Consider the following 21,421-nt stretch of genomic DNA (forward strand, 5'->3'; position numbering starts at 1 on the left):
GAAAAACCTTAAAGATGTGGGGGAACCCCGGCGCGGGTCAAGCCGGAGTTGTCGCTGACTGTCTCACATCCCAGGCCTGAGATGAACGGTCCTTGACTCACGGGTGCGGATCATAAGCATGTTTGTTCATTGAAGGACTCGACTCGACTTCTGCTAATCGGACTGGGGGCGCTTGCTGTGGTCGGTGCTGGCTGGGGCATTTTCTCCCGCCTGCACCGCGAGGAGGCACCGCCGGTATTGACGACGGCGACAGGGGTTGAGGGGACGGCGGCTTTTCCGATCACGTTTTTTCCGGAGCGCCATGAGCAGTTCAGCGCGCAGGCGTGCCGGGCCTGCCATGAGGATGCTTTTCAGGATTGGCTGCCGAGCGACCACGCGCACGCGAACCGCCCGGTCTCGGTCGCGCTGGATGCCCCTGCCTTTGACCCGCCGCGCGAGATTGCCGTGCCGGGCGAGACCTTTGGATTTACGCTGGCTGATGGGAAATTCTGGATGAAGGTCCAGCCGGATGACGGCGGTGACGCTGAGCGCTATGCGCTGGAGGGTGTGATCGCGGTCATCCCGCTGCGCCAGTACCTGGCCCGTCTGCCCGGTGGGCGCTGGCAGAGTACGAGCGTCGCCTATGATCCGGCTGCCGACGAGTGGTTTGATGTGTTTAAAGGGGACGAGCGCCACAGTGGTGAGTGGGGCCACTGGGCGGGGCAGGGGATGAACTGGAACGCCAACTGTGCCTGGTGCCACATGACCGAGTACCAGAAAAACTTTGATTGGCAAAGCGACAGCTACCACACGACATGGCTGGAGCAGGGCGTATCCTGCATGCAGTGCCATACGGGGATGGAGGAGCACGTGGCCGCTGCTGGCCCGGACTACGCTCCACCGGTCAAGACCCTCAGCGCGCGCCGGGCGATGGAGAACTGCGCCTCGTGCCACTCGCGCAGAGATCAGTTGACACCCGACACCTTTAAGCCGGGCGATATTTACCACCAGCACTTCGCGCTGGCGCTGCCGGATCAACCGGGCCTCTATCACCCGGATGGGCAGATTCTCGACGAGGACTACGTTTACGCGTCCTTCCTGATGAGCCCGATGGGCCACGCCGGGGTCACCTGTCTGGACTGCCACAACCCGCACTCCGGCAAGACGATTCTGCCCATCGCGGACAATAGCCTGTGTATGCGCTGCCATAGTACCGGGCTGGACGGGGCGAAGATCATCGACACGGTCGCGCACGGTCACCATGCCCCCGGCAGCATGGGTAACAGTTGCGTCGAGTGCCACATGCCGCAGACGACCTACATGCAGCGCGACCCACGCCGCGACCACGGCTTTCTCTCGCCCGATCCGCTCATGACCGCTGAGCTGGGCATCCCCAATGCCTGCCAGCGCTGCCACACCGAAGAATCGACCGAGTGGGCCGTCGAATGGGCTGAAAAATGGTACGGGGATAAACTTGCAAACAAGCTGCAGCGCCAGCGCGCCCGCACACTGGCTGCCGCGTACGCCGGTGAGCCCGCCGCAGCCCAGTCGCTGCTACAGCTCGCAGCGGACGAGCCCAACCACGCCTGGCGAGCCACCTACACCGGGCTGCTTGGCTACTACGTGCCGCAAGCTGATGTGCTGGCCTATCTGGAAAAAGCGTTGGAGGATGACAGCTCGATGGTTCGCGCGCGGGCCGTGGGTGGTCTCTCCCGTTTGCCCCAGGCGGAGCCTGTGATCGCCCCGCGCCTGAAGGACCCGTCCCGTAACGTTCGCATCGCCGCCGAGCAGGCTTACGCAGGCTGGGGGCAATCCGTTCCTGATGCCGAGGCGGCACAGGAGTGGCAGGCTTATCTGGAGTTTCAGTCTGATCGCGTGATGGGGGCCTTTATGCTGGCCGACCAGAAAATCCGCGAGGGTGACACCGCGCAGGCCAAGCAACTCATCCGGCAGGCGGTGGCGCTCGACTCTGCCTCCCCGGAAATCCTGCGTCAGGGAGCGGTCATGTACAGTATGATGGGCGATAATGCCGCTGCCGAGCAACTGCTGCAGCAGGCGCTTGATAAAGCACCCGAAGTCGCGCTACTGCACTACTCGCTGGCGCTGCTCTATGCAGGACAGGGGCAGCTCGAAGAGGCGATTCCGCTGCTGGAGAACGCCGTTTCCCTCGACCCGCACTTTTACCGCGCCTGGTATAACCTCGCCCTGGCCCGCACCAAGATTGGCCAGTGGCAGAAAGCCGCCTACGCGCTGGAAAAGGCCGCTCCCGCCTACGCTAACGACCCCGGCTGGCAGCAGACCCGCGCCATCGTCGAGCGTCAGCTCGCAAATGGCGGAAGGTAGATGGGGAGAGAGCGGGGCTACGCACCCCGCACCCGCGGCAGCCAAAGCCTGCACTTTCGATGCTGCGCATCGTGTCAGCGATTACCGCAATGAGTTTCGCTCATTGCGGTAATCGCTGAGATGACAAACATCATAACTGGGTCGCCACCCTTTGGAGACCCATTAGCTGTCCCGGTACGTATGCACTGCGCATGGCATTTTCTCCTGAAAATGCCAAAGTGATCGAAGGATCACAGGTCAAGGACTCTGTCCTTGGGCCTAGGCCTTGACCTTGGCGACCATCTCGTAGAACTGCGTGAAGAGCGGGTCGGCGTCGTTGGGGCCGGGGGCGGCCTCCGGGTGGTACTGTACGCTGAAGATCGGCAGCTCCTTGTGGCGCAGGCCCTCGACGGTGTCGTCATTGAGGTTAAGCTCGGTCACGACGCCGCCGCACTTTTCGATTTCGGCACGCGTCGAGGCAAAGCCGTGGTTCTGCGAAGTGATGGAGACCTGGCCGGTTTCGATGTTCTTGACCGGTTGGTTTCCGCCACGATGGCCGAACTTCAGCTTGAAGGTCTTGGCGCCGAGAGCGTGAGTGATGATCTGGTGGCCGAGGCAGATCCCGAAGGTCGGGTAATCCTGCATCAGCTTGGAAATGCTCTGGTGGGCGTAGGTGACAGCGGAGGGGTCACCGGGTCCATTACTGAGGAAGAGGGCGTCGGGGGCCAGCTCACGAACCTGCTCCGGGCTGGCGGTGGCGGGCACCACGTACACATCGAAGCCGTGGTTGTGCAGACGCTTGAAGATCGAGTGCTTGGCCCCGAAGTCGAAGGCCGCGACCTTGAAGGTCTTTTCCGGGCGCGTAAAGTGGTTGAGCGTGGTGCCGGTGATTTTAAAAGGTTCGCTCAGGGAGCCGTCCGGGTCGAAGTCGTAGGGGTCCTTGCAGGTGACTTCCTTGACATAGTCCACGCCGACCAGGCCGGGCCATTCCTTGGCGCGGCGCACGGCTTCCTCGTCGGAGAGTTCTTCCGTGCTCAGGCAGGCCTTCATGGCACCGGCTACACGCAGGCGCTTGGTGATGGCCCGCGTGTCGACGCCCGACAGACCGGGGATAAGGTTCTTTTCCAGGTACTCGGGCAGGGACAGGGTGCTGCGCCAGTTGCTGGAGACAGGGGAGAGGTCGCGCACGACAAAGCCGGAAACCTTCGGGCCGTCGGACTCCTCGTCCTCGGGGTTGATCCCGTAGTTACCGATCTGCGAGGCCGTCATGGTGACGATCTGCGCATAGTAGGAGGGATCGGTGAGGATCTCCTGATAACCCGTCATCGACGTGTTAAAGACCGCTTCGCCGACGACGGTCTTGGCCGCGCCAAATGCTTTACCCCGGAAGACGCTGCCATCTTCCAAGGCGAGAATACCGCTACGTGAGGTGCCCATTAGCGGACCAAAGAAATGCCAGCCTCACCTGGGGGCAAATAAAAAAACACTTTTCCGCCCGCAATCGGCGATTGCGGAGTCCTGTACCGGCTCTTTCGATGGGGTGTCAAACGGCGGCGGGGGTGTCTTTCAGGCAGTCGGCGATGAGAGCGAGCAGCTCCTGTTCCGGGAGTTTACAGGAGATGCACGCATCCATATCTCCTTGTTCTTTGATCGTCTGGTAGTCTTCCGGGAAGGGCGAACGCGAGCGCCCGACAAGGCGCGGGGCGTGGTCCCTCCAGTTCATGCGGATAGTTCGGGCTGCGATAACCCCATTGAGGTCAGGCAGTTCGACATCCATCAGGACGAGGTCGTAATCGTGGTCACGCACGGCGTTCATCACCTCGACGCCGCTGTGAGCCAGTTCGATTTCGTATCCTGCCTGGCTTAGTCGCTGGATCGCCCGGTGCTGTCCGATAAAGCCGTCCTGGGCTATCAGAATACGCGGGCGGGTGCGGCCCTCTGGGCGAGCCGCGTGTGTTTTCTTCGCTCTGGTGGGAGCAGAGCGAGGCCTAGCGAACAGTGCTTCCATGGCTAACGGGAGTCTAAAGCGGCATCCGGGGAAAGTCCATCCGCTGCGCACTGTATTTTGATTATTTATGACAATCATTCATGCAGCTCAGGGGGCGATAGCCCGGAGCGGCCCAAGGGTAACGCCTTAGTTAGGACGGCTAGGCGGTGAATAACTTTTTGCCGATCGCCTGGTTACCGCCGAACGGCCCTATAAAACTGGAAGTGCGGCCCCGCCTGGGCAACTGCCAGTCCGCTACTTTTCCGAGGGGAGTTCGCCGTCCTCAATGAGGACGCGGCGTAGGGATTCGGCCAAGGCGTGCGCCTCGTCGGCATTTTTCCAGTAGTACACGTCGCGGCACATCTTGCGGTACTCGACGATGCCCGCCTGCCGCAGGACGCGCAGGTGGTGCGAGACGGTGGGCTGGGAGAGGTTGAGCTTTTCGGCCAGCTGCGAGACGTTGCTGACGTGCTTGCAGTCCGGGCTCATGGGTAGCAGGTCCAGGATTTGCAGGCGCACGATATCCCCCACCGCCCACAGTTGTCGGGCGAGTTCTTCCTGGGTCTTAATCGTAGGGAGCGTGCTCATGGCCTGTATGAAACATTGAATTCAAGCGTCGGTTTTATACAAGGCAAATATATTGAAGTTTTTAAATATTTAAAATGGTGGTTGCATTTTTTGGGAAGATGAGTTTATATGATCCTCCTCTCACGTTAATACATGTACCCTCAGGACAAAACCCAACAGTGGTTCCAAGGCCAGGGGCTTTGGAGTCATGTCCCCGCCAGTGACTGGAAAAACTGGAAGTGGCAACTGAAGAACCGCCTCACGACGGTCGAGCAGGTCGAGCAGTACCTGGAGCTCTCGCCGCAGGAGCGCGCGGGTTGTTACTTCTCGGGGCGTAAGCTCGCCCTGGCCATCACGCCTTACTTTTTCAACCTCATCGACCGGGATGACCCGGACTGCCCGATCCGCCGCCAGATCATCCCCCGCGAGGAGGAGATGGAGACCTCGGCCGAGGAGCTGCTCGACCCCGTCGGCGAGGAGGGGAGCATGGCCGTCAAGGGCATCGTGCACCGCTATCCGGACCGCGTGCTGTTTCTGGTTACGGACCGCTGCGCCTCTTATTGCCGCTACTGCACGCGCTCGCGGCTGGTTTCCAACGCGCAGGACTACAATTTCCACCCGGAGTTCGAGTCCGGGCTCAAGTACATCGAGGATCACCCCGAGGTGCGCGACGTGCTCCTCTCCGGAGGGGACCCGCTGCTCCTCTCCGAGCGGAAACTCGACTACCTGCTGGGCCGCCTGCGGGCCATCCCGCATGTGGAGTTCATCCGCATCGGCTCACGCATCCCGGTCTTTTTGCCGCAGCGCATCACGCCCGAGCTTTGTGAAACTCTGAAAAAGCACGGGCCGATCTGGATGAGTATCCACGTCAACCACCCGCGCGAGTGCACCGAGGAGTTGCGTCAGGCGACGGAGCGGCTGGCCTACGCCGGTGTGCCAATCGGCAACCAGAGCGTCCTGCTCAAGGGGGTAAACGACAACCTGGAGACGATGAAGAGCCTCGTGCACCGCCTGCTCATGATGCGCGTGCGCCCGTATTACCTTTACCAGTGCGACCTGATCACGGGCAGCGCTCACCTGCGTACCGACGTCCGCAAGGGCATTGAGCTGATCCAGCAACTGCGTGGCCACACTACCGGCTACGCGGTGCCTCAGTACGTGATCGACGCCCCCGGCGGCGGCGGCAAGGTCCCGGTCAACCCCGAGTATGTGCAGAAGATCACCGACTCGGAGGTCGTCCTGCGCAACTTCCAGGGCAAGACCTACAAGTACCCGCTGGTCAACGGCGTCCCCGTGGCCTCCGGCTCCTACCCGGACGAGGTCGGCTACGGCTGCGAAGGGTGAGTGACCGCGCACGGGGTAGGCACGCAGTGCCGTAGGGGCAAGCCCCTTAATGCCTGCGGGTGCAACCCGCCTGGCCTCTCAAGTTTGTGTTTGCGTCTGGCCACTTGTTGCGCATTGTTCTCACCTTAACCTGATTGCATATGGCCCGTTGTGCGGGCCTTTCTGACCTAAACCAGACATTTTGAGCCCCTGCAAGGCGTCCTAATCGCACTTGACAGCAGCTCTGATCGACGACACCTTCACCCGCTTATGGCAGTTCCGTTTTCACAAGCCTGGACCGTGGCCACTTATGTGCTCGGCCAGAAAATGCGTGGTCGCAAACGCTACCCGCTGGTCCTCATGCTCGAACCGCTGTTCCGCTGCAACCTCGCCTGCGAGGGCTGCGGTAAGATCCAGTTCCCGGAGCACATTCTGAAGAAGCGCGTTTCCGCCGAAAAGGCCTTGGCTGCGGCTGAGGAGTGTGGCGCGCCGATCGTCTCCATCGCCGGGGGCGAGCCGCTCATCCATCCGGAGATGGACCAGATCGTCGAGGGCCTGATTAAGCAGGGCCGCTACATTTACCTCTGCACGAACGCCCTCCTGCTGGAGCGCGCGCTCAAGAAGTTCAAGCCGCACAAGCAGCTCACCTTCTCCGTGCACATGGACGGGCTGAAGGAAGAGCACGACCGCTCTGTCAGCCGCGACGGCACCTTTGACACCGCCCTGAAGGCGATCAAGAAGGCCGTGGACATGGGCTTCCGCGTGACCACGAACACCACGCTGTTCAACAACGCCAACCCCGAGCGCGTCCACGAATTTTTCGACCTCATGATGGAGGTCGGCGTCGAGAGCATGATGACCTCGCCCGGTTACCCCTACGAAAAGGCCCCGGATCAGGAAATCTTCCTCGAGCGCGACCGCACCAAGGTCCTCTTCAAGAAGATCCTCGGCGGTGCCAAGAAGGAATGGCGCTTTAACCACAGCCCGAACTTCCTGGCCTTCCTCAAGGGTGACATCGATTACGACTGCACCCCCTGGGGTAACCCGACGTACAACGTCTTCGGCTGGCAGAAGCCCTGCTACCTGCTCGGCGACGGCTACACCAAGACCTTTAAGCAGCTGATGGAAACGACCGAGTGGAAGCGCTTCGGTCAGCACGGCACGGACGAGCGCTGTAAGGACTGCATGGTCCACTGTGGCTACGAAGCCAGCGCCGTGGACGACAGCTTCTCCCTCGGTGGTGCGATCCGCATGTGGAAGGCCAACAAGGGCATGCACAAGCCGGTTACCTTCACCGACGACGAGGAACGCCTCTACGCACAGCTGCGTGCTGACGCCAAGAAGCGTGAGGAGTCCTGCGGGGCCAGCTCCTGCTGCTCCTCCTCTAAGGAGCCCGCCACCGTGCGTGACGAGCTGCTGGAGAATGTCGCCGCCAACCGCGCTACCCGTCAGGTGCAGCGCGAAGTGTAAGCTATCCGCTTCATACATCTTTTCAGAGCCGGGCCTCGTGCCCGGCTTTTTTTGTGCCCCAAGTCAGGGGGCAAATCAGTTCTTCCCCATCGGGCAGCGGGATAGGCCCCAGTTACGAGTCCACACTCGACTTACGGACGGTTATAACGTGTAGTTAGGGCCATGAAATCTCTCCTCTCGCTCTCTCTCATCGCACTTCTCGCCTCGTCGGCGTCAGCGGACATGCTCCAGCTGCGCGACGGCACGGTTCACAACGGCACCTACGCCGGTGGCACCATCGCCAGCGTACGCTTTGAAATCGGTTCGGACATCAAGACCTTCCCGGTCTCGCAGGTTGCGGCCATCACCTTTGGTGGAAGCGGGCCTGTGACTACGAGCAGTGCCGTTGCTGCGGATTCGGCTGTGCCGGTGAGCGAGAGCACCAGCGTGGATACTTCGTCATCCAGCTCGGCTGCCTCGGGCACGATTCAGGCGGGTACGCCGCTGGTGGTTTCCCTCGGTCAGGAGCTGGACTCGAAAAACGCGCAGGAGGGGCAGGTCTTTACGGGTACGCTGGTATCCCCGCTCACCATCGGCGACAAAGTCGTCGCCCCGGCAGGCTCCAAGGTGGAGGGCAAGGTGGTCGAGGTGCGACAGGCTCGCCGCGTGCTGGGCCGTAACGCCTCGCTGAGCTTTACACTGACCCGCATCACCGTGGGCAGCCAGCAGTATGCGATCAGCACCAGTGCTCAGTCGGAGAGCCGGCGCGGGCAGGGGATGATCGGCGAGGCCGCCAAGGGCGCTGCCACCGGGGCGACTTGGGGCGCGATTGCCGATGATGACAATGTTGGCAATGACGCCTTGGCCGGGATGGCCACCAGCGCCGTCAGCGGTGTGCTCCGCAAACCCGAGCAGGTCGTCTACCAGCAGGGCGCTATCCTGTCCTTTGACCTGACCTCCCCGCTCGAGTTGAAGTAGCAGGCCCGGGCGGAGTCTTTTTCTGGGGCTCCGCGCCCCAGACCCGCGGCAGGCAAAGCCTGCACTTTCGATTAAAGACTCATGCTGCGCACGAGTCTTTAATCGTCATTGAGGTTCATCCTGTCACGAGCCCGCCCAAATGTCTTTGTGGTTTAGATGTGTTCATTGGTCCACGACTTGTCCTGGTGGCGCCCCATTTTTTGATGAGTTGTCGGGGCAGCGACTGAAAGGAGCGATGGGGCAGAGCCCCATCAATGCCAGCGGAGGTACTCAGCCCCGCTACTGGGCTAGCTCGGCGGCAATGGCCTCGGCGAGGGCGTGGCGGACGGGGTCCCAAGTGCGCAGCAGGCGACGCAGGCGGAAGATGTCGCCGGGGTGGGTGAGCAGGTGCGCGGCCATGCGCAGCGGGGTTTCCTTGCCGCGTGCGCGGTCGAATCCCTTGTCGAGAAAAGCGGGCATCTCCTCTGTGGCGGTGTCGCTGATGGCGCGGATGACGGTCAGCGGCACGCCTGCGGCGGTGGTGGCTTCGGCTACGGGAGCGGACTCCATATCGACGACCGGGCAGCCGGTTTTTTCAAAGATGGCGGCCTTCTCGGCAGGGGTGGAGACGACGTCGGCGGCGGTATGGATTTTTCCCTCGCCGCGGTCGATCACGATGTCCCCGCGCTGGAGCGAAGGACCGAGTGCGCCTCCGAACCCGGCCAGGATGACCCGCTTGGGTTTGACCAGGCGGATGGCCTCGACGGCGGGCTCGACACAGTGGACCGGCCCCATCCCGATGAGCGAGACGTGCACGGTCTGCTTCCCGATTTCGCCGACCCACGCCGGGCGGCGCCCCATCTGGTAGGAAGCGGCATGCCCGAGTTTATGCACGAACGGCGCAGCCTCAAAAGCGGTAGGTATCAGAATCAGGGACATGGGTGGATTGAGTAAGAAATGACGTAATGAAAAATCTTATTGGTTGGCTAACGTAAAGACTGCTTGCAACAGGGTGATGGTAGAACTTTCTTGGTAACGTTACTGCTCCCTGCTGGCGATGATAGTTCGAATACAGCGTGTGATATTGTTGTGCTGCCTTATAGCTTTAACTCCAATGGCGTTGCTGGCTGCCTTAGGAGGCGTTGGGCTTGCGAGTGAGGCGATGACAACTGGAGTTAACTCGTACTGGGAGTTGTTGGGGATTGTGTGGCTTTTCCTTGCGATAGTTTTGCCGGTTGGCGCAATGCTATTACTGGCCAAGCTTGCAGATGAGGGATATGGAAAGAGGCTTCGGCACAGGTTACTAGGATACTATTTATTCTCGTTTGTCTATTGTGGTACCTGGGCTTACTCCGTTATCGGAGTCGGTGGTTTATCGTCCATGATTAAATCTTCAGTGATTGGACTGATACTGGTTGAGGCGGTTTTATTGCTTCCGGCCTTAATCACATTATTTTCCCATCCTCAAAATATACCTACCGGTCCAGAGCCTCGCTGATGGCGAAGCCGCTGAGGGCGGCGCCTTCGAGGGTGGCGGGCAGGCCGGTGGCGGTCCAGTCGCCGGCCAGCAGAAGGTTGGGCCAGGGGGCGGCAGTCGGGCTGGGACGGTGAAGCTCGGTCACCGGTTGCGCGGCAAAGGTGGCGTCGCGACTCTTGTAAACGAGCGAGCGGCTGATCTCCATCTCTTTGGCGGCGGGGAAAAACCTCTCCAGCTCGGTGCGCAGGGTGGCGACGATCTCGTCGCTTTTCATGTCCAGCCACTGCTGGGCGGCGCTGGCGATGACGGCGTAGAGGTGCTTGCCGTTGTGCTCGGGCGGGAGCGTGTGGGTGCGGTCAAAGACCCAGTGTACGGGCGAGTCGAGCAGCCCGACGAAGTCCGCCCCGTTGGTGTAGAGCGGGCGATCCGTCACCAGATGGATACCCATGATGGGCGCCGAGCCGATGGCCTCGACGTGGGCGCGCAGGGGTGAGTCCTCGGGTAGTAGGCCGCGCAGGGCGGTCCAGGGCAGGGCGCTGACGAACAGCTCCGCCTCGATGCGCTCGCCGCGCGGGGTCAGGGCAGCGCTGACGCGCTCGCCGGTGATTTCGAGGGCGGCGATTTTAGAGGAAAGATGGACGCCTCCGCCGATGCTTTTCAGGAAGAGCTCGGCCTCGGGCTGGAACAGCTCGCTGAGGCCGACCTTGCTCACGATGATGTCGGCGGCGTCGGACTTGCCGAAGAGCGAGCGGCGCAGCGTCTCGTGCAGCAGGCGGGCGCTGGCAGTGGCGAGCGTCTCATTTAGCGCGGCCACGCAGAACGGCTCCCACAGGGCGCGGATGGCTCCGGCGGTTTGCCCGTGGCGGGCCATCCAGTCACCAGCGGTCTCATCGGCAGCCGGGGCAGCCTCCAAGCGCATGACGACGCCCATGCGCAGGATGCCCAGCCGGTCGGCGGTGCTGAGTTCGGAAAATTTAAACAGGCCCCCAAGCAGCGCGAGGGAGCCGGGTAGGGGCTGGGAGGCCAGCTCGGACCAGCGTCCGCCGGGGCTGACGTAGGGGACCTTCAGGCGCGGCTGGCGCTCGAGTTTATCGCCGATGCCGAGCAGCTCCACCAGTTGCAGAAATCCCGTGTAGCAGCCCATGACGATGTGCTGGCCGTTGTCGATGGTCAGGCCGGTAGCGGCATCGGTCAGGCTGTGGGCGCGGCCACCCAGATAGGTGCGTGCCTCGTAGAGGTGCGGCGTAAAGCCCTGGATGCCCAGCTCAAGCGCGGCAGTGATCCCGGCCACGCCGCCACCGAGCACAGCGGCCCTCCCGGGCAGACTGCGGGCCTGCGGCTCGCCCTTGATCTGGCGCAGCGTACGCAGCATCAGGCGCAGTTTGCGGCCCTTGGAGAGGCGGGTGCGCTCGACCGTGATCGCGAAGTCGTTGGCCGCGATTTTGTCCAGGATGTCCTCGTAGATAGCGCCCATGACGAGGGCGGCTTTGAGGTGCTGGCGCTCGGAGTCGGGCAGGAGCCGCCGGGCTTTGTTAAAGAAGTGTTTGCAGCGGTAGTAGCAGAGCCGGAAGAGCTTCTGGCAGGCGGGGTTGCGGGTGGGGTCGGCGAGGTCGTCCTCGCTGATTCCGAGCGCGGCCAGCTCGTCCTGCGGCAGGTAGACGCGGCCCATCTTGACCTTGTCCTCGACCACGTCGCGCAGGATGTTGGTAAATTGCAGGGCGTAGCCGAGTGTCTCCGCAAACTCCGGGGTGCGCGGGTGGGTGCAGCCGAAAATCTTGATCGAGACCAGGCCGACGGCCGAGGCGACTCCGTAGCAGTATTTTTTCAGGTCCACGAAGCTGGCGAAGCGTGCCCCTCCGATGTCCATGGAGACCCCGTCGATGATGGCGAGCAGGTCGGCCTTTTCCACCCCGAAGCGGTCGATGACGGGCTTGAGCTCGTGCATGAGCTTCAGTTCGCCGGGCTCGGGCTGGTAACAGGCCTCGATCTCCTCGCGCCAGGCGGCAAACTCCGTGCGTTTTTCTTCGTCGGTGCGTCCGGGTTCGTCGGCGATGTCGTCGGCCACGCGGCAGAAATCGTAAAACACCGCCATCGCTTCGCGGCGCTCGGGATCGAGCGACATAAAGGTGTAGGCGAGATTGGATTTCTTGCGGGCTTTGACCGCCTCTTTCGACTCGGAGGACATGGGTACTTCGGGGAAGCCGCTAGTTGTCAGGATAATACGGCGCTATGGCAAGGCTCTATTGGCAGGACAGTGTCCTGCACCTGTGATCCTGCGGATCACCTTGGCATTTTCAGGAGAAAATGCCATAGCGCCACTTTTATGGGTACCGAGCTCAAGGACATCAATGAGGTGCCCGAGTTTTGATACTCTGCTCAGCGATTAGTGAAAACAGCTTAGCTGTTTTCACTAATCGCTGACACGATGCGCAGCATCGAAGTGCAGCCTGCGGCTGCCGCGGGTGCGGGGCGCGCAGCCCCGCGAAAACACAGCTTAGCGCGTGAAGGCGGCTTTTTGCAGGAGCTTGACCTTGTCGAAGGCGTTGATCTTGGGGCGGGCGCTGACGGTGTCGTAGTTGGCGGCGATGATCTTGTCCAGGATCGTCTGCCCGCCGAGCCAGGTGATGCGGATCTCCATGCTCAGCGGGAAGGGCAGATGGCGGCTCAGGACGCGGCCCTCCTTGAACATCGCATAGGTGCGCTCGACCTGGAACTGCATGCAGCGGCGAAATTGCTCCGTAGCGGGCGGGCTGGAGAACATCTCCTCGGTCACGCCGTAGGTGGCCCAGTCCTCCAGCGGGATGTAGACGCGGCCGTCCTTTTTGATATCGATGCTGACGTCCTGCCAGAAGTTGGCCAGCTGGAGCGCAGAGCAGATCTGGTCCGACCAGGCGAACTTCTGCTCGTCGGCGTGGCCGTGGAGGATGAGCACGAGGCGGCCGACCGGGTTGGCGCTACGGCGGCAGTAGTCGAGCACCTCGTCAAAGGTCTCGTAGCGCAGTTTTACGCAGTCCTGCTTAAAAGCGCTCAAGAGGTCGCGAAAGAGCTGAAGCGGGGCACCGGTCTTTTTCATGGTGTCGGCGACGGCGAGAAATATCCACGCGTACTCGTCGCAGACGGCGCGGCCCTCTGCGGCGTTGACGAGCTGCTCCTCGTAGGCGTCGAGGGCGGTCACACGCTCCTGCGGGGTGGGGCTGGCGCTCTGGCCCCAGCCCTCGTCGGCGAGGTCGTCCGCCGTGCGCGCAAAGGCGTAGACCGCACTCACGTAGGGGCGGATCGCCTTGGGGACGAGCCGGGCCACGGGGAAGTTCTCGTAGTGCTCGCGGGTCAGATCGTGGCAGCGCGCGTAGGATTCGTCGACGGTCATCATGGAAACGCCCCAGCAAAGCCACACCGGGGCACCGGGGCAAGTCTGCTCTTGGCCGGAGTTGTACTGCTGCCGCTATTCAGATCCGGCAAGGGGCCTTATGGTGTCGGGCTGAACTAGACAGCTTTTCTGCTATCATCTACAGGGTCGCCGACGGAGATTGACAGGCGAATGCCTTATTATAAGATGTGATGCACGTCATTAAAACGACAAATCCTTTCAGCGCGCATGAAAATTAAATCCCCCTTTACTCTTTCACTTGGAGCAGCCTTGCTCCTTCCCGCTGCGAGTCTCGTGGCGGAAAGCGTCACCTACCAGTTTACGAACACGCGTTCCGAAGACGTGTATCTGTACTTCGATGGTGGTTTTTCTTTTACGGCCGGTCAGTCGGTGACACCGACGAACGGGATGCTCGTCTCCGGGAACGGTGGCGTCGCTAATATCCAGATCGACAGCGTCAACTCGGGACGTATCGGCTACTCAATCGGCCAGACCCTGGATGATGCTACGCTCGGCGGCTTTAACAACACCAGCAGCACGGACTACTACAAGCGCTTCGACAAGGTGGAACTGACCGTGAATGCGGCTGGGCTCAATGGCGGTAATGCCGACATCACCGCCACCGACTGGACCTCGGTCCCTGTGTCCCTGAGCAAGTACTCCAACAGCAGCACCTACACGGGCTACACCAAGACCTACAACGCTTTCTATAACAGCCTGCTAGAGAGTGCCATCGCCAATGCTGCGACTCCCAGCACGCCGTCCAATCCCTACAACGGGGCCGGATTTGTCCTGGGGAACAACGGTTATGGTGTGAATACCTCTTCATATTCCGATGTGGTGCGCTTTATTGCCCCCTCTACGGTTGCTCCGCTGCCTGCGGGTAAGACAGAGCCCTACGTATCTTTTTCCGGTTATGTGAACACCCTGCGACAGAACGCCACGACGATGTCGATGAACCGTACCGCAGCCGGGGTTAGCTGGACTTTTAATAACGGATCGATCTCTGGCACAGAGTCCGACCCGACCGCTACCTTTTCCGGTGGCTCTCTATCCACAGGCTCTAATGACTACACGGGGCTGACGCTGACCATCGGCAGTGACGGTTTGGAGTCAGAGACGATTTACAAGGCACCCTCCTATGCGTCCACTGAGCTTGAATACGATGCGGAGACCCAGACGATTAAGCTCAAGGAGCAAAATGGCGAGACGAGCAATGCCATCAGCATCTCTGGACCTGGGCTGGATGGTATCGACCTGAACGATCCTGGTAACCCTGAAACGGCAGCCATTATGCAGGCGATTAACGGTGCGGTTGAAGACTTTTATGTGGGCTTCCTGCTCGGAGCCTGGGGCAGCATCACACCGGTAGATGAGGGATCGATTCAGGGGCTCCTCGGCGATCTGAACTCCGGTCAGATCCTCGAACTGGGCGAAGCCACCGGCATTGAGTATTTCTTTGATGGGGCTCAGCCGAGTGACCCGGACTACTACAGCGTGTATGCGCTCATCGTTGCCGAAAACTCAGACAACACGGTCTACGGCTTCCCGTACTCGGACTTCATCCAGAAGGATGGGGAGAATCCGCTGATCACTGTCGCTAACGGCGAGATCATCTACATCAATATCCTGAGTGATGATGTCGTAGTGCCGGAGCCGAGCACCTACGCCATGCTCTTCGGAGTGGGGGTGCTAATGGTGGTGCTTTATCGCCGCCGCCGCAAATAGACCCCGTAACGGTCTAACTCTTTTGAGCTCCATCTGCCTAGGCGGGTGGAGCTTTTTTGTGCCGATTGAGCAATTGGATGAAGGCGTTTAACGGGAAAACTGTCCGGTGAAACGTGTTGAAGTCTGGGCAGGGATGGGCATATTTGCCTCCCTATGATGCGAATTTCCCCTTGGTGCAAGCCGCTGGCCCTGCGCGTTTTTACGCTATTGCTCCCGCTGGCTGCCGTATCCCTGGCACATGGGCAAAGCGAGTCCCGCCTCGTCGCCGCTCTGGGCAAGATCGTCCCCGGCGAGGGTAGTGTGCAGGTGGCCGCTCCTGCCGGCGAGACCGGCCAGGCCATCGTCGCAGATCTGAAAACCACTCCCGGTGCCACGGTGAAGAAAGGCGACCCGCTGGCGGTGCTGACCACGCAGCCGCTGCTGCAGGCCTCCGTGACTGCTGCGGAGAAGGACGTCGCGGTGGCGCAATCCCGCTCTGTCGCCGTCTCATCCTCAGTGGATATTGCCGGGAAGCAGGTCGCGATCTACGACAGCCAGCTTCAGTCGCTGGATGCGCGCGTCTCCGCCGCCCAGAAGGAAGCCTCTGCCGCACAAACGGGTGTCGATCAGGCGCAGAAAGCTATCGCTCGTGCCGAGGCCGAGCATCAGGCTGCTGTTGACCGCATCCAGGGCGAGATCGACGAGTACACGCGTCTGATCAAGGAGTGGGACCCCGGTACGAAGGACCGCGTGCAGCTCCAGTCCAAGCAGCGCATCCTCGCGCTTGAGATCAAGAAGCTCGGGGCGACCAAAATTTCGCAGGACAACGAACTGAAGTCCGCCTACACCGCCGCGCAGTCCAAGGCTGATGCCGCCGCCGCTCAGGTGGATGTGATCGCCTCGGAGCGTGCGTCCATCCTTGGCCAGAAGGCCATCGCCGAGGCCCAGCAGGCGCAGGCAAGCGCCGAAGCCGAAGCTGCTGCTGCCCAGATCGCCGCCGCACAGGCCGCTGTCGATCAGGCCAAGGCCCGTCTCGCACAGGCGACTGTGACAGCGCCGATGGACGGGGTCGTGCTCGCGGTCAACGTCTGGCCCGGAGAGGCCGTCATCCCGCCCGCCGGACTGGTCACGCTTGCCGATACCACGGATATGTTTGTGGAGGCCGAGGTGTACGTGGACGATGTTTCGCGGGTCAAAGCCGGGCAGAGCGCCACGATTTCAGGGCAGCCGCTTAGCGGTGAACTGAGCGGCAAGGTCGACCGCGTGGGCATGCAGATCGCCGCCAACGCCATCTTTAGCCGGGACCCGACCGCCTACGCCGACCAGCGCGTGGTTCAGGTCCGCATCAAGCTGGACGACCCGGCCGCCGTGCGCAGCCTCATCGGCGCGCAGGTCACCGTGAAGATCAAGCCCTAGTCCCCGGTCCGATCATGTTAAACAAACTCATGCCGCTGGGCATCCCGCTGGCTTGGCTGAACCTCATCAAGGAGAAGAAGCGCTTCTTCGCGGCGGTGGCGGGGATCACTTTTGCCGTGACGATGATGATGTTCCAGATGGGGCTCAACTCCGCACTGTTCAAGCAGGTGGTCGGCCCCCATGCCCGCATGGCCGCAGACATCTTCATGGTCAGCAGCCAGTACGAGTATCTGGGCGTGAGCAAGGGCTTCCCGTTGCGCCGTCTGATCCAGGCTGAGGGCGAGCCCGAGGTCGAGCAGACGGTGCCGCTCTATGTCGGCAGCCTCCCCATGCTCAATACCGCCAAGCGCACCACGCGCGAAGTTTTTATCATGGCCTGGGACCCGGCGGTGCAGGCTTGGGATGACCCGGAGATCGAGTCCCAGCGCTGGAAGCTGAAGCGCGACGGCGTCGCCCTCTACGACCGCCTCTCGCGCCCCGAGCTGGGGCCGTTTGTGCAGGAGGTGGACGAGACCGGCGAGGCCGTGACCGAGGTCGCCAACAAGCGTATGACCATCGAAGGCCTGTTTTCGATTTCCCCCACCTTCGTCGCTGATGGCAACATGCTCGCGAGCCGGGATACCTTTCTGCCGCTATGGCCGGGCGGTGACCCCTCCGTGGTCAGCCTTGGGATGATCCGCCTCAAGCCCGGCTCCGACGTCGATGCCGTGGCCAAGGCCATGAGCGACTACCTGCCCGACGATGTGCGCGTCTACACCCGGCAGGCTTTCCTCGACTACGAGATGCAGTACTGGCGCGAACGCACGCCGATCGGCTTCGTCATCACCGCGTCAATGGCTGTGGCACTGATTGTGGGCGCGGTCATCGTGTATCAGATTCTCTATACAGATGTGAACGACCACCTCGAAGAATACGCGACGCTCAAGTCCATCGGCTTCCGCGACAGCTACTTTACGAGCGTCATCCTGCAGGAGTCCGTTATCCTCAGTGTGTTCGGGTTTATCCCGGGGACGCTCTTCACCTGGGGGCTGTTTTACTTTACCCGGCACATCGCGCATATGGCCACGTATCTCAGCCTGACCAACTGCGCCATCATCTTCGGCCTCACGCTCTTTATGTGTCTGACCGCCGGTGCCCTGGCTACCCGCAAGCTCCGCCATGCCAACCCGGCTGAAATCTTCTAGCACCATGAGCCGCCAACCCATTATCCGCGTCAAAGACCTGCACTACTCCTTCCGTGAAGGGGAGGGGATGAAGGAGGTGCTGCACGGCGTTTCGGCGGACTTTTACCCCGGCGAAATCGTCATCATCATGGGCCCGTCGGGCTCGGGTAAGACCACCTTCCTGAAGCTCCTTGGCGGCCTGCGCACGGTGCAAAAGGGGAGCATCGAGATTGACGGGCAGCACCTGGAAAAAGGCCGCAAGGAGGACCTCGTGCAGGTGCGCCGCAAGATCGGCTTCATTTTCCAGAACCACCACTTGATCGCCTCGCTCGACGTGTGCCAGAACGTCATGATGCCCCTGTCCTTTAACCCGAAGGAGACGGCCCGCAGTGCCCGCCCGCAGGCGCTCGACATCTTGAAACAGGTCGGGCTGGAGGAGCATGTAAACAAGAAGCCCTCGCAGCTCTCCGGCGGGCAGAAGCAGCGCGTCGCTATCGCCCGTGCGCTCGTTCACGATCCGCGCATCGTGCTGGCGGATGAGCCGACCGCCTCGCTCGACGGCAAGACCGGCCGCGAGGTGGTGGACCACATTCAGCGCTTGGCCAAGCAGTCCGGCGCGACGATCCTGCTCGTCACCCACGACAGCCGCATCCTCGACGTGGCCGACCGCATCATCGAGCTGGAAGACGGCATCCTGACCAAGTCATAAGGCAGGGCAACGCCCTGCACCCGTGATGCTTCCTCATCACTGATTCCGCCGCCAGCGCGACGGAATTTGTAACGGCGGTTATCGTGCGAGGTTGACTGGGTTTACTTCGGCTGAGGGGACTCCTGCTGGATTTATCTCTGCGTCTTTTTACAGAATTGCCTGTAAAAGGCGTAAAAAATGAATAGGGTTAAGCTTTCCTTAACCTATAACGCCAACAGAGATTTATGAAAAAGACATTCGGATTTGCCCTGTTTTCTCTCATCGCGGTGTTCTTCCTGGCCGGCTGTGGTACGACCAGCTCGAACGTCGATTACAAGACCCAGCGTATCGCCTACGCCGACCCGGTCCTGCAAAAGCAGATCAAGGTCGATCTGGTGGACGGCGAGATTAAGAACAACAAGGTCCTGCAGGCCAATATCACCAACGAGACCGACAAACCGATCACGATCAACTATCGGGTTGAGTGGTTTAACCTCAATGGCCTGCTGATCAACGATCCCGAAACCAAGAAGCTGCAGATCGCGCCCGGCGACTTCGGGTTCGTGAAGGCCGAGCAGCCTGATCCGCTCGCGGTCTACCCGCGCATCGTACTGGGTAAGTAAGCCCGTGGCTGAACTTTCCGGCAGCGCGCCTGCCGTTATAAAAAATCCTCCCGGCCTGCGCCGCGGAGGATTTTTTGTGTAGTCGTCGAGTGGATACGGATGCCGGTGGTTCCCACTCGGTTGCACGTGTTTAAAACGAAAGTGCTCTAGTCGTAGGCGTTGCCGCCGTTGTAGTGGTTGTAGGCGAAGCCTTCGTTCTCGATCATGATATCTTCGATGATCGAGCTCAGAAAACTCCACTCATCCTGCATCGAGTCGAGCTGCCCGGCGTGGTTGAGCTGCTTCTGGCGGATGGCGAAAATGCCCCGTCCGATCAGCGTACCGACATAGCTGCCGGTGGCCCCGCCCAGTGCTACGGCTCCCGCTACAATTACCATCATTGCCTTGGCGGTGGCCGGGTGGTTGAACCGGGTGGTAACGACGAGCATCGGTACGGCGAAGAGCACTCCGACGCCACAACGCAGGCACCACACGAGCACATCATTGACCTCGGCGGTATTGTCGAGGGCGGTGTTGCGGTGGCTGGCCTCAAGGTTGAGGGTGTAGAAATTGCGGGGGCCGCCGGGGCCGTAGGTGGTGTTGAGCCCGAAGTTCGTCTCCACGGTCAGCTCGCCGGAGCCCTTGCGGATGGCGTAGGTGTGGTTGCCGGGGCTGCTGCTCTCGTGCTCCACGGTGTAGCCGGGCTTGACCGTAAACTCCTGCCGGATGTAGTCATCGAGCAGCTCGCAGTGGAACTGTGCCTGCCGCAGCGCGGCCTCGCGCTGGTCCGTCTTGAAGTCCAGACTGCGGATGATCTTCTCTTCGGTCGCGGAGGGCATGGTGGGCGGCAACGCGGAGGTGGCTGTTTACTTCTCGACCGTCAGCTCATCCCCGGTGTAGGGGTTGAAGTTGTAATTACCCGGAAAGGTCTCGTCGGTCTTGGGGTCGATTTTGGGCGGTAAGAGACTGCCCAGTGGCAAGCGCCAGCGAAAGGTTTCATCTCCGAGTTTAAGCGTTATTGAACCAGGGAGGCGACTATCTATGCGAGTATCTTCAGTATTTGAGTAGACCAGGAATTGTGCGCCTTCGCCTAGTCTACCTAGTAAGTTTTTTAGGAATGGCCGAAAAACTTTGAGCATTTTACGCATGTCCTCTGATAATTTTGTGGTTGGGATGGGTGATGTCAGATTGCCATTCACTGTTAACTCACTTTTCGCCCATATCTCCGAAAGTGAACTGCAGTTTGTTGTGCCGTCATCGTTAATCTTGGCGTCGATGACAATGATGAGCAGGTAGGGATCAAAAATACGTAGAACCTCGTTGATCTCCCGTTCAGTTAACTCACTTTCTTGACGCAGTGAGAGCTCCCAATAGGCACTTGGAATCCACCATACGGAGTGTGACCTATGAAGGTAGGTTGATGTGAAATGCGTTTCATCCATCAAGGCCTGAGGGTCTTGTGCATGCAGTTTGACTTGAAATATCGAGAGGGAAACGGACAGAAATAAAAACAATAGTGTGGGCTTAGGCATGGCGAAATGAATAAACTGTGGCCGATTCTATGGGGCAAGCTCGTATCTTGTATCCGTAAGGTGTATCCGGCATGTTAATCCGCAGTTGACGCAGGGGGAAAAGAGGCGGATGTTTGTCCTCTGTTCTTTTTACAATTTTCAGGGGTGAGCTCTCGCGGCTCGGCGCTTGCGCCGGGTCGAGGAAAGTCCGGACATCATAGGGCAGGATTCCCGGTGAAAGCCGGGGCAGGGCGGCGCGAGCCAGCCTTGACGGCCAGTGCCACAGAAAACAAACCGCCTCGCGCCTCGGCGTGGGGTAAGGGTGAAAAGGTGGGGTAAGAGCCCACCGCCGCTTGCGGGTAACCGCGCGGGCAGGGTAAACCCATTCCGGTGCAAGACAGTGTAGGGGACCGGGCGGCCCGTCCATACGGTCCCGGGTAGGTCGCATCCCTTCGGGGAGACGCGCTTGCGCGTCAGATAAATGAGAGCAGCCGCTTCGGCGGCGACAGAATCCGGCTTATGACCCCCTGATTATTTTTACCGTTGACAGGGGAGGGAAGAAACGTAATTTCCTCCCCTTTTCCATTTTCCCAACTCGATTTTCCATGGCCAACACCAAACAAGCCCAGAAGTACATCCGCAAGACCGAGGTTCGCACGGAGCGCAACCGCAACGAGCGTAGCCGTCTCAAGACCCTGGCCAAGAGAGCCCGCACCGCCGAAGGCGAAGAAGGCACCAAGGTCGCTCGTGAGTATGCCTCCGCCCTGGACAAGGCTGTCAAGCGTGGTGTGATCCACGCGAACAAGGCTGCCCGCCAGAAGTCCTCGATCTCGGCCAAGGCTTTCGCCAAGGCCTAAGCGCCGGATGGTTCCGATCCTTTGACGGACCTCCGTTCCCGCCGGAACG

General features: G+C 60.7%; 18 protein-coding genes and 1 other RNA gene. 11 read left to right on the top strand and 8 right to left on the bottom strand.

The genetic code is table 11. From position 1 onward, the window contains the following. Positions 1-129: 129 nt before the first annotated feature. On the top strand, positions 130-2,322 hold the full coding sequence (locus K0V07_RS06695) for an ammonia-forming cytochrome c nitrite reductase subunit c552 (RefSeq protein WP_220623766.1): 2,193 nt from the start codon (positions 130-132) through the stop codon (positions 2,320-2,322). Between the two features lie 258 nt (positions 2,323-2,580). On the opposite strand, the gene carA is transcribed toward K0V07_RS06695, so the two are convergent. The 3 genes from carA to K0V07_RS06710 all read right to left on the bottom strand — a co-directional run bounded on the left by carA (position 2,581) and on the right by K0V07_RS06710 (position 4,876). Continuing rightward, positions 2,581-3,738 carry a glutamine-hydrolyzing carbamoyl-phosphate synthase small subunit gene (gene carA, locus K0V07_RS06700; RefSeq protein WP_220623767.1) on the bottom strand — a complete coding sequence of 386 codons (1,158 nt, stop codon included), beginning with the start codon at positions 3,736-3,738 and terminating at the stop codon, positions 2,581-2,583. Positions 3,739-3,844: 106 nt separating this feature from the next. Then, entirely contained in the window at positions 3,845-4,309 is a 465-nt protein-coding gene (locus K0V07_RS06705; protein WP_220623768.1) for a response regulator, read from the bottom strand. A 234-nt stretch (positions 4,310-4,543) separates the two neighbouring features. Next, positions 4,544-4,876, bottom strand: a complete 333-nt coding sequence (locus K0V07_RS06710) for a metalloregulator ArsR/SmtB family transcription factor (protein ID WP_220623769.1) — start codon at positions 4,874-4,876, stop codon at positions 4,544-4,546. A gap of 132 nt (positions 4,877-5,008) precedes the next feature. On the opposite strand from K0V07_RS06710, the gene K0V07_RS06715 reads away from it, so the two are divergent. From K0V07_RS06715 to K0V07_RS06725, 3 genes are all read left to right on the top strand, one after another. Further along, positions 5,009-6,199, top strand: a complete 1,191-nt coding sequence (locus K0V07_RS06715; protein WP_220623770.1) for a KamA family radical SAM protein — start codon at positions 5,009-5,011, stop codon at positions 6,197-6,199. Between the two features lie 249 nt (positions 6,200-6,448). Beyond that, positions 6,449-7,648: an adenosyl-hopene transferase HpnH gene (gene hpnH, locus K0V07_RS06720; protein ID WP_220623771.1), complete on the top strand. Its 1,200-nt coding sequence runs from the start codon at positions 6,449-6,451 to the stop codon at positions 7,646-7,648. A gap of 162 nt (positions 7,649-7,810) precedes the next feature. Then, positions 7,811-8,605 carry a hypothetical protein gene (locus K0V07_RS06725; protein ID WP_220623772.1) on the top strand — a complete coding sequence of 265 codons (795 nt, stop codon included), beginning with the start codon at positions 7,811-7,813 and terminating at the stop codon, positions 8,603-8,605. A gap of 279 nt (positions 8,606-8,884) precedes the next feature. Here K0V07_RS06725 and K0V07_RS06730 read toward each other — a convergent pair whose 3' ends face one another. From K0V07_RS06730 to hpnC, 3 genes are all read right to left on the bottom strand, one after another. After that, positions 8,885-9,523 (bottom strand): hypothetical protein, encoded by a 639-nt coding sequence (locus K0V07_RS06730; RefSeq protein WP_220623773.1) that lies wholly within the window; start codon positions 9,521-9,523, stop codon positions 8,885-8,887. Positions 9,524-10,059: 536 nt separating this feature from the next. Then, positions 10,060-12,246, bottom strand: coding sequence for a hydroxysqualene dehydroxylase HpnE (hpnE, locus tag K0V07_RS06735; RefSeq protein ID WP_220623774.1), 2,187 nt, complete (start codon positions 12,244-12,246; stop codon positions 10,060-10,062). Positions 12,247-12,555: 309 nt separating this feature from the next. Beyond that, positions 12,556-13,431 (bottom strand): squalene synthase HpnC, encoded by an 876-nt coding sequence (gene hpnC / locus K0V07_RS06740; protein WP_220623775.1) that lies wholly within the window; start codon positions 13,429-13,431, stop codon positions 12,556-12,558. Positions 13,432-13,656: 225 nt separating this feature from the next. Here hpnC and K0V07_RS06745 point away from each other — a divergent pair, with 225 nt between their 5' ends. From K0V07_RS06745 to K0V07_RS06765, 5 genes are all read left to right on the top strand, one after another. Beyond that, on the top strand, positions 13,657-15,156 hold the full coding sequence (locus K0V07_RS06745; protein WP_220623776.1) for a PEP-CTERM sorting domain-containing protein: 1,500 nt from the start codon (positions 13,657-13,659) through the stop codon (positions 15,154-15,156). 153 nt (positions 15,157-15,309) lie between these two features. Further along, positions 15,310-16,551, top strand: coding sequence for an HlyD family efflux transporter periplasmic adaptor subunit (locus K0V07_RS06750; protein WP_220623777.1), 1,242 nt, complete (start codon positions 15,310-15,312; stop codon positions 16,549-16,551). A 14-nt stretch (positions 16,552-16,565) separates the two neighbouring features. Further along, on the top strand, positions 16,566-17,735 hold the full coding sequence (gene devC / locus K0V07_RS06755; RefSeq protein WP_220623778.1) for an ABC transporter permease DevC: 1,170 nt from the start codon (positions 16,566-16,568) through the stop codon (positions 17,733-17,735). Positions 17,736-17,739: 4 nt separating this feature from the next. Further along, entirely contained in the window at positions 17,740-18,423 is a 684-nt protein-coding gene (locus K0V07_RS06760) for an ATP-binding cassette domain-containing protein (RefSeq protein WP_220623779.1), read from the top strand. A gap of 224 nt (positions 18,424-18,647) precedes the next feature. Beyond that, the gene (locus K0V07_RS06765; protein ID WP_220623780.1) at positions 18,648-19,025 is read left to right on the top strand and encodes a DUF1425 domain-containing protein; all 378 of its coding nucleotides are present in this window, start codon (positions 18,648-18,650) and stop codon (positions 19,023-19,025) included. Positions 19,026-19,171: 146 nt separating this feature from the next. On the opposite strand, the gene K0V07_RS06770 is transcribed toward K0V07_RS06765, so the two are convergent. Both K0V07_RS06770 and K0V07_RS06775 read right to left on the bottom strand, forming a co-directional pair. Continuing rightward, positions 19,172-19,843, bottom strand: a complete 672-nt coding sequence (locus K0V07_RS06770) for a hypothetical protein (RefSeq protein WP_220623781.1) — start codon at positions 19,841-19,843, stop codon at positions 19,172-19,174. A gap of 27 nt (positions 19,844-19,870) precedes the next feature. Further along, positions 19,871-20,536, bottom strand: a complete 666-nt coding sequence (locus K0V07_RS06775) for a hypothetical protein (protein ID WP_220623782.1) — start codon at positions 20,534-20,536, stop codon at positions 19,871-19,873. 137 nt (positions 20,537-20,673) lie between these two features. Here K0V07_RS06775 and rnpB point away from each other — a divergent pair. Next, positions 20,674-21,051: RNase P RNA component class A (rnpB, locus tag K0V07_RS06780), an RNA gene on the top strand. Positions 21,052-21,120: 69 nt separating this feature from the next. Then, positions 21,121-21,372, top strand: a complete 252-nt coding sequence (rpsT, locus tag K0V07_RS06785; protein ID WP_220623783.1) for a 30S ribosomal protein S20 — start codon at positions 21,121-21,123, stop codon at positions 21,370-21,372. Positions 21,373-21,421 lie beyond the last annotated feature (49 nt).

The sequence above is a fragment of the Ruficoccus sp. ZRK36 genome, from assembly GCF_019603315.1.
Lineage (GTDB): Bacteria > Verrucomicrobiota > Verrucomicrobiia > Opitutales > Cerasicoccaceae > Ruficoccus.

Bases quoted from the DNA above. Each gene is read 5' to 3' on its own strand.
- hpnC (WP_220623775.1), bottom strand. From the start codon at position 13,431: ATGATGACCGTCGACGAATCCTACGCGCGCTGCCACGATCTGACCCGC.
- K0V07_RS06760 (WP_220623779.1), top strand. From the start codon at position 17,740: ATGAGCCGCCAACCCATTATCCGCGTCAAAGACCTGCACTACTCCTTC.
- K0V07_RS06770 (WP_220623781.1), bottom strand. From the start codon at position 19,843: ATGCCCTCCGCGACCGAAGAGAAGATCATCCGCAGTCTGGACTTCAAG.
- devC (WP_220623778.1), top strand. From the start codon at position 16,566: ATGTTAAACAAACTCATGCCGCTGGGCATCCCGCTGGCTTGGCTGAAC.
- K0V07_RS06750 (WP_220623777.1), top strand. From the start codon at position 15,310: ATGATGCGAATTTCCCCTTGGTGCAAGCCGCTGGCCCTGCGCGTTTTT.
- rpsT (WP_220623783.1), top strand. From the start codon at position 21,121: ATGGCCAACACCAAACAAGCCCAGAAGTACATCCGCAAGACCGAGGTT.
- K0V07_RS06705 (WP_220623768.1), bottom strand. From the start codon at position 4,309: ATGGAAGCACTGTTCGCTAGGCCTCGCTCTGCTCCCACCAGAGCGAAG.
- K0V07_RS06775 (WP_220623782.1), bottom strand. From the start codon at position 20,536: ATGCCTAAGCCCACACTATTGTTTTTATTTCTGTCCGTTTCCCTCTCG.
- K0V07_RS06730 (WP_220623773.1), bottom strand. From the start codon at position 9,523: ATGTCCCTGATTCTGATACCTACCGCTTTTGAGGCTGCGCCGTTCGTG.
- hpnH (WP_220623771.1), top strand. From the start codon at position 6,449: ATGGCAGTTCCGTTTTCACAAGCCTGGACCGTGGCCACTTATGTGCTC.
- hpnE (WP_220623774.1), bottom strand. From the start codon at position 12,246: ATGTCCTCCGAGTCGAAAGAGGCGGTCAAAGCCCGCAAGAAATCCAAT.
- carA (WP_220623767.1), bottom strand. From the start codon at position 3,738: ATGGGCACCTCACGTAGCGGTATTCTCGCCTTGGAAGATGGCAGCGTC.
- K0V07_RS06725 (WP_220623772.1), top strand. From the start codon at position 7,811: ATGAAATCTCTCCTCTCGCTCTCTCTCATCGCACTTCTCGCCTCGTCG.
- K0V07_RS06710 (WP_220623769.1), bottom strand. From the start codon at position 4,876: ATGAGCACGCTCCCTACGATTAAGACCCAGGAAGAACTCGCCCGACAA.
- K0V07_RS06715 (WP_220623770.1), top strand. From the start codon at position 5,009: ATGTACCCTCAGGACAAAACCCAACAGTGGTTCCAAGGCCAGGGGCTT.
- K0V07_RS06745 (WP_220623776.1), top strand. From the start codon at position 13,657: ATGAAAATTAAATCCCCCTTTACTCTTTCACTTGGAGCAGCCTTGCTC.
- K0V07_RS06765 (WP_220623780.1), top strand. From the start codon at position 18,648: ATGAAAAAGACATTCGGATTTGCCCTGTTTTCTCTCATCGCGGTGTTC.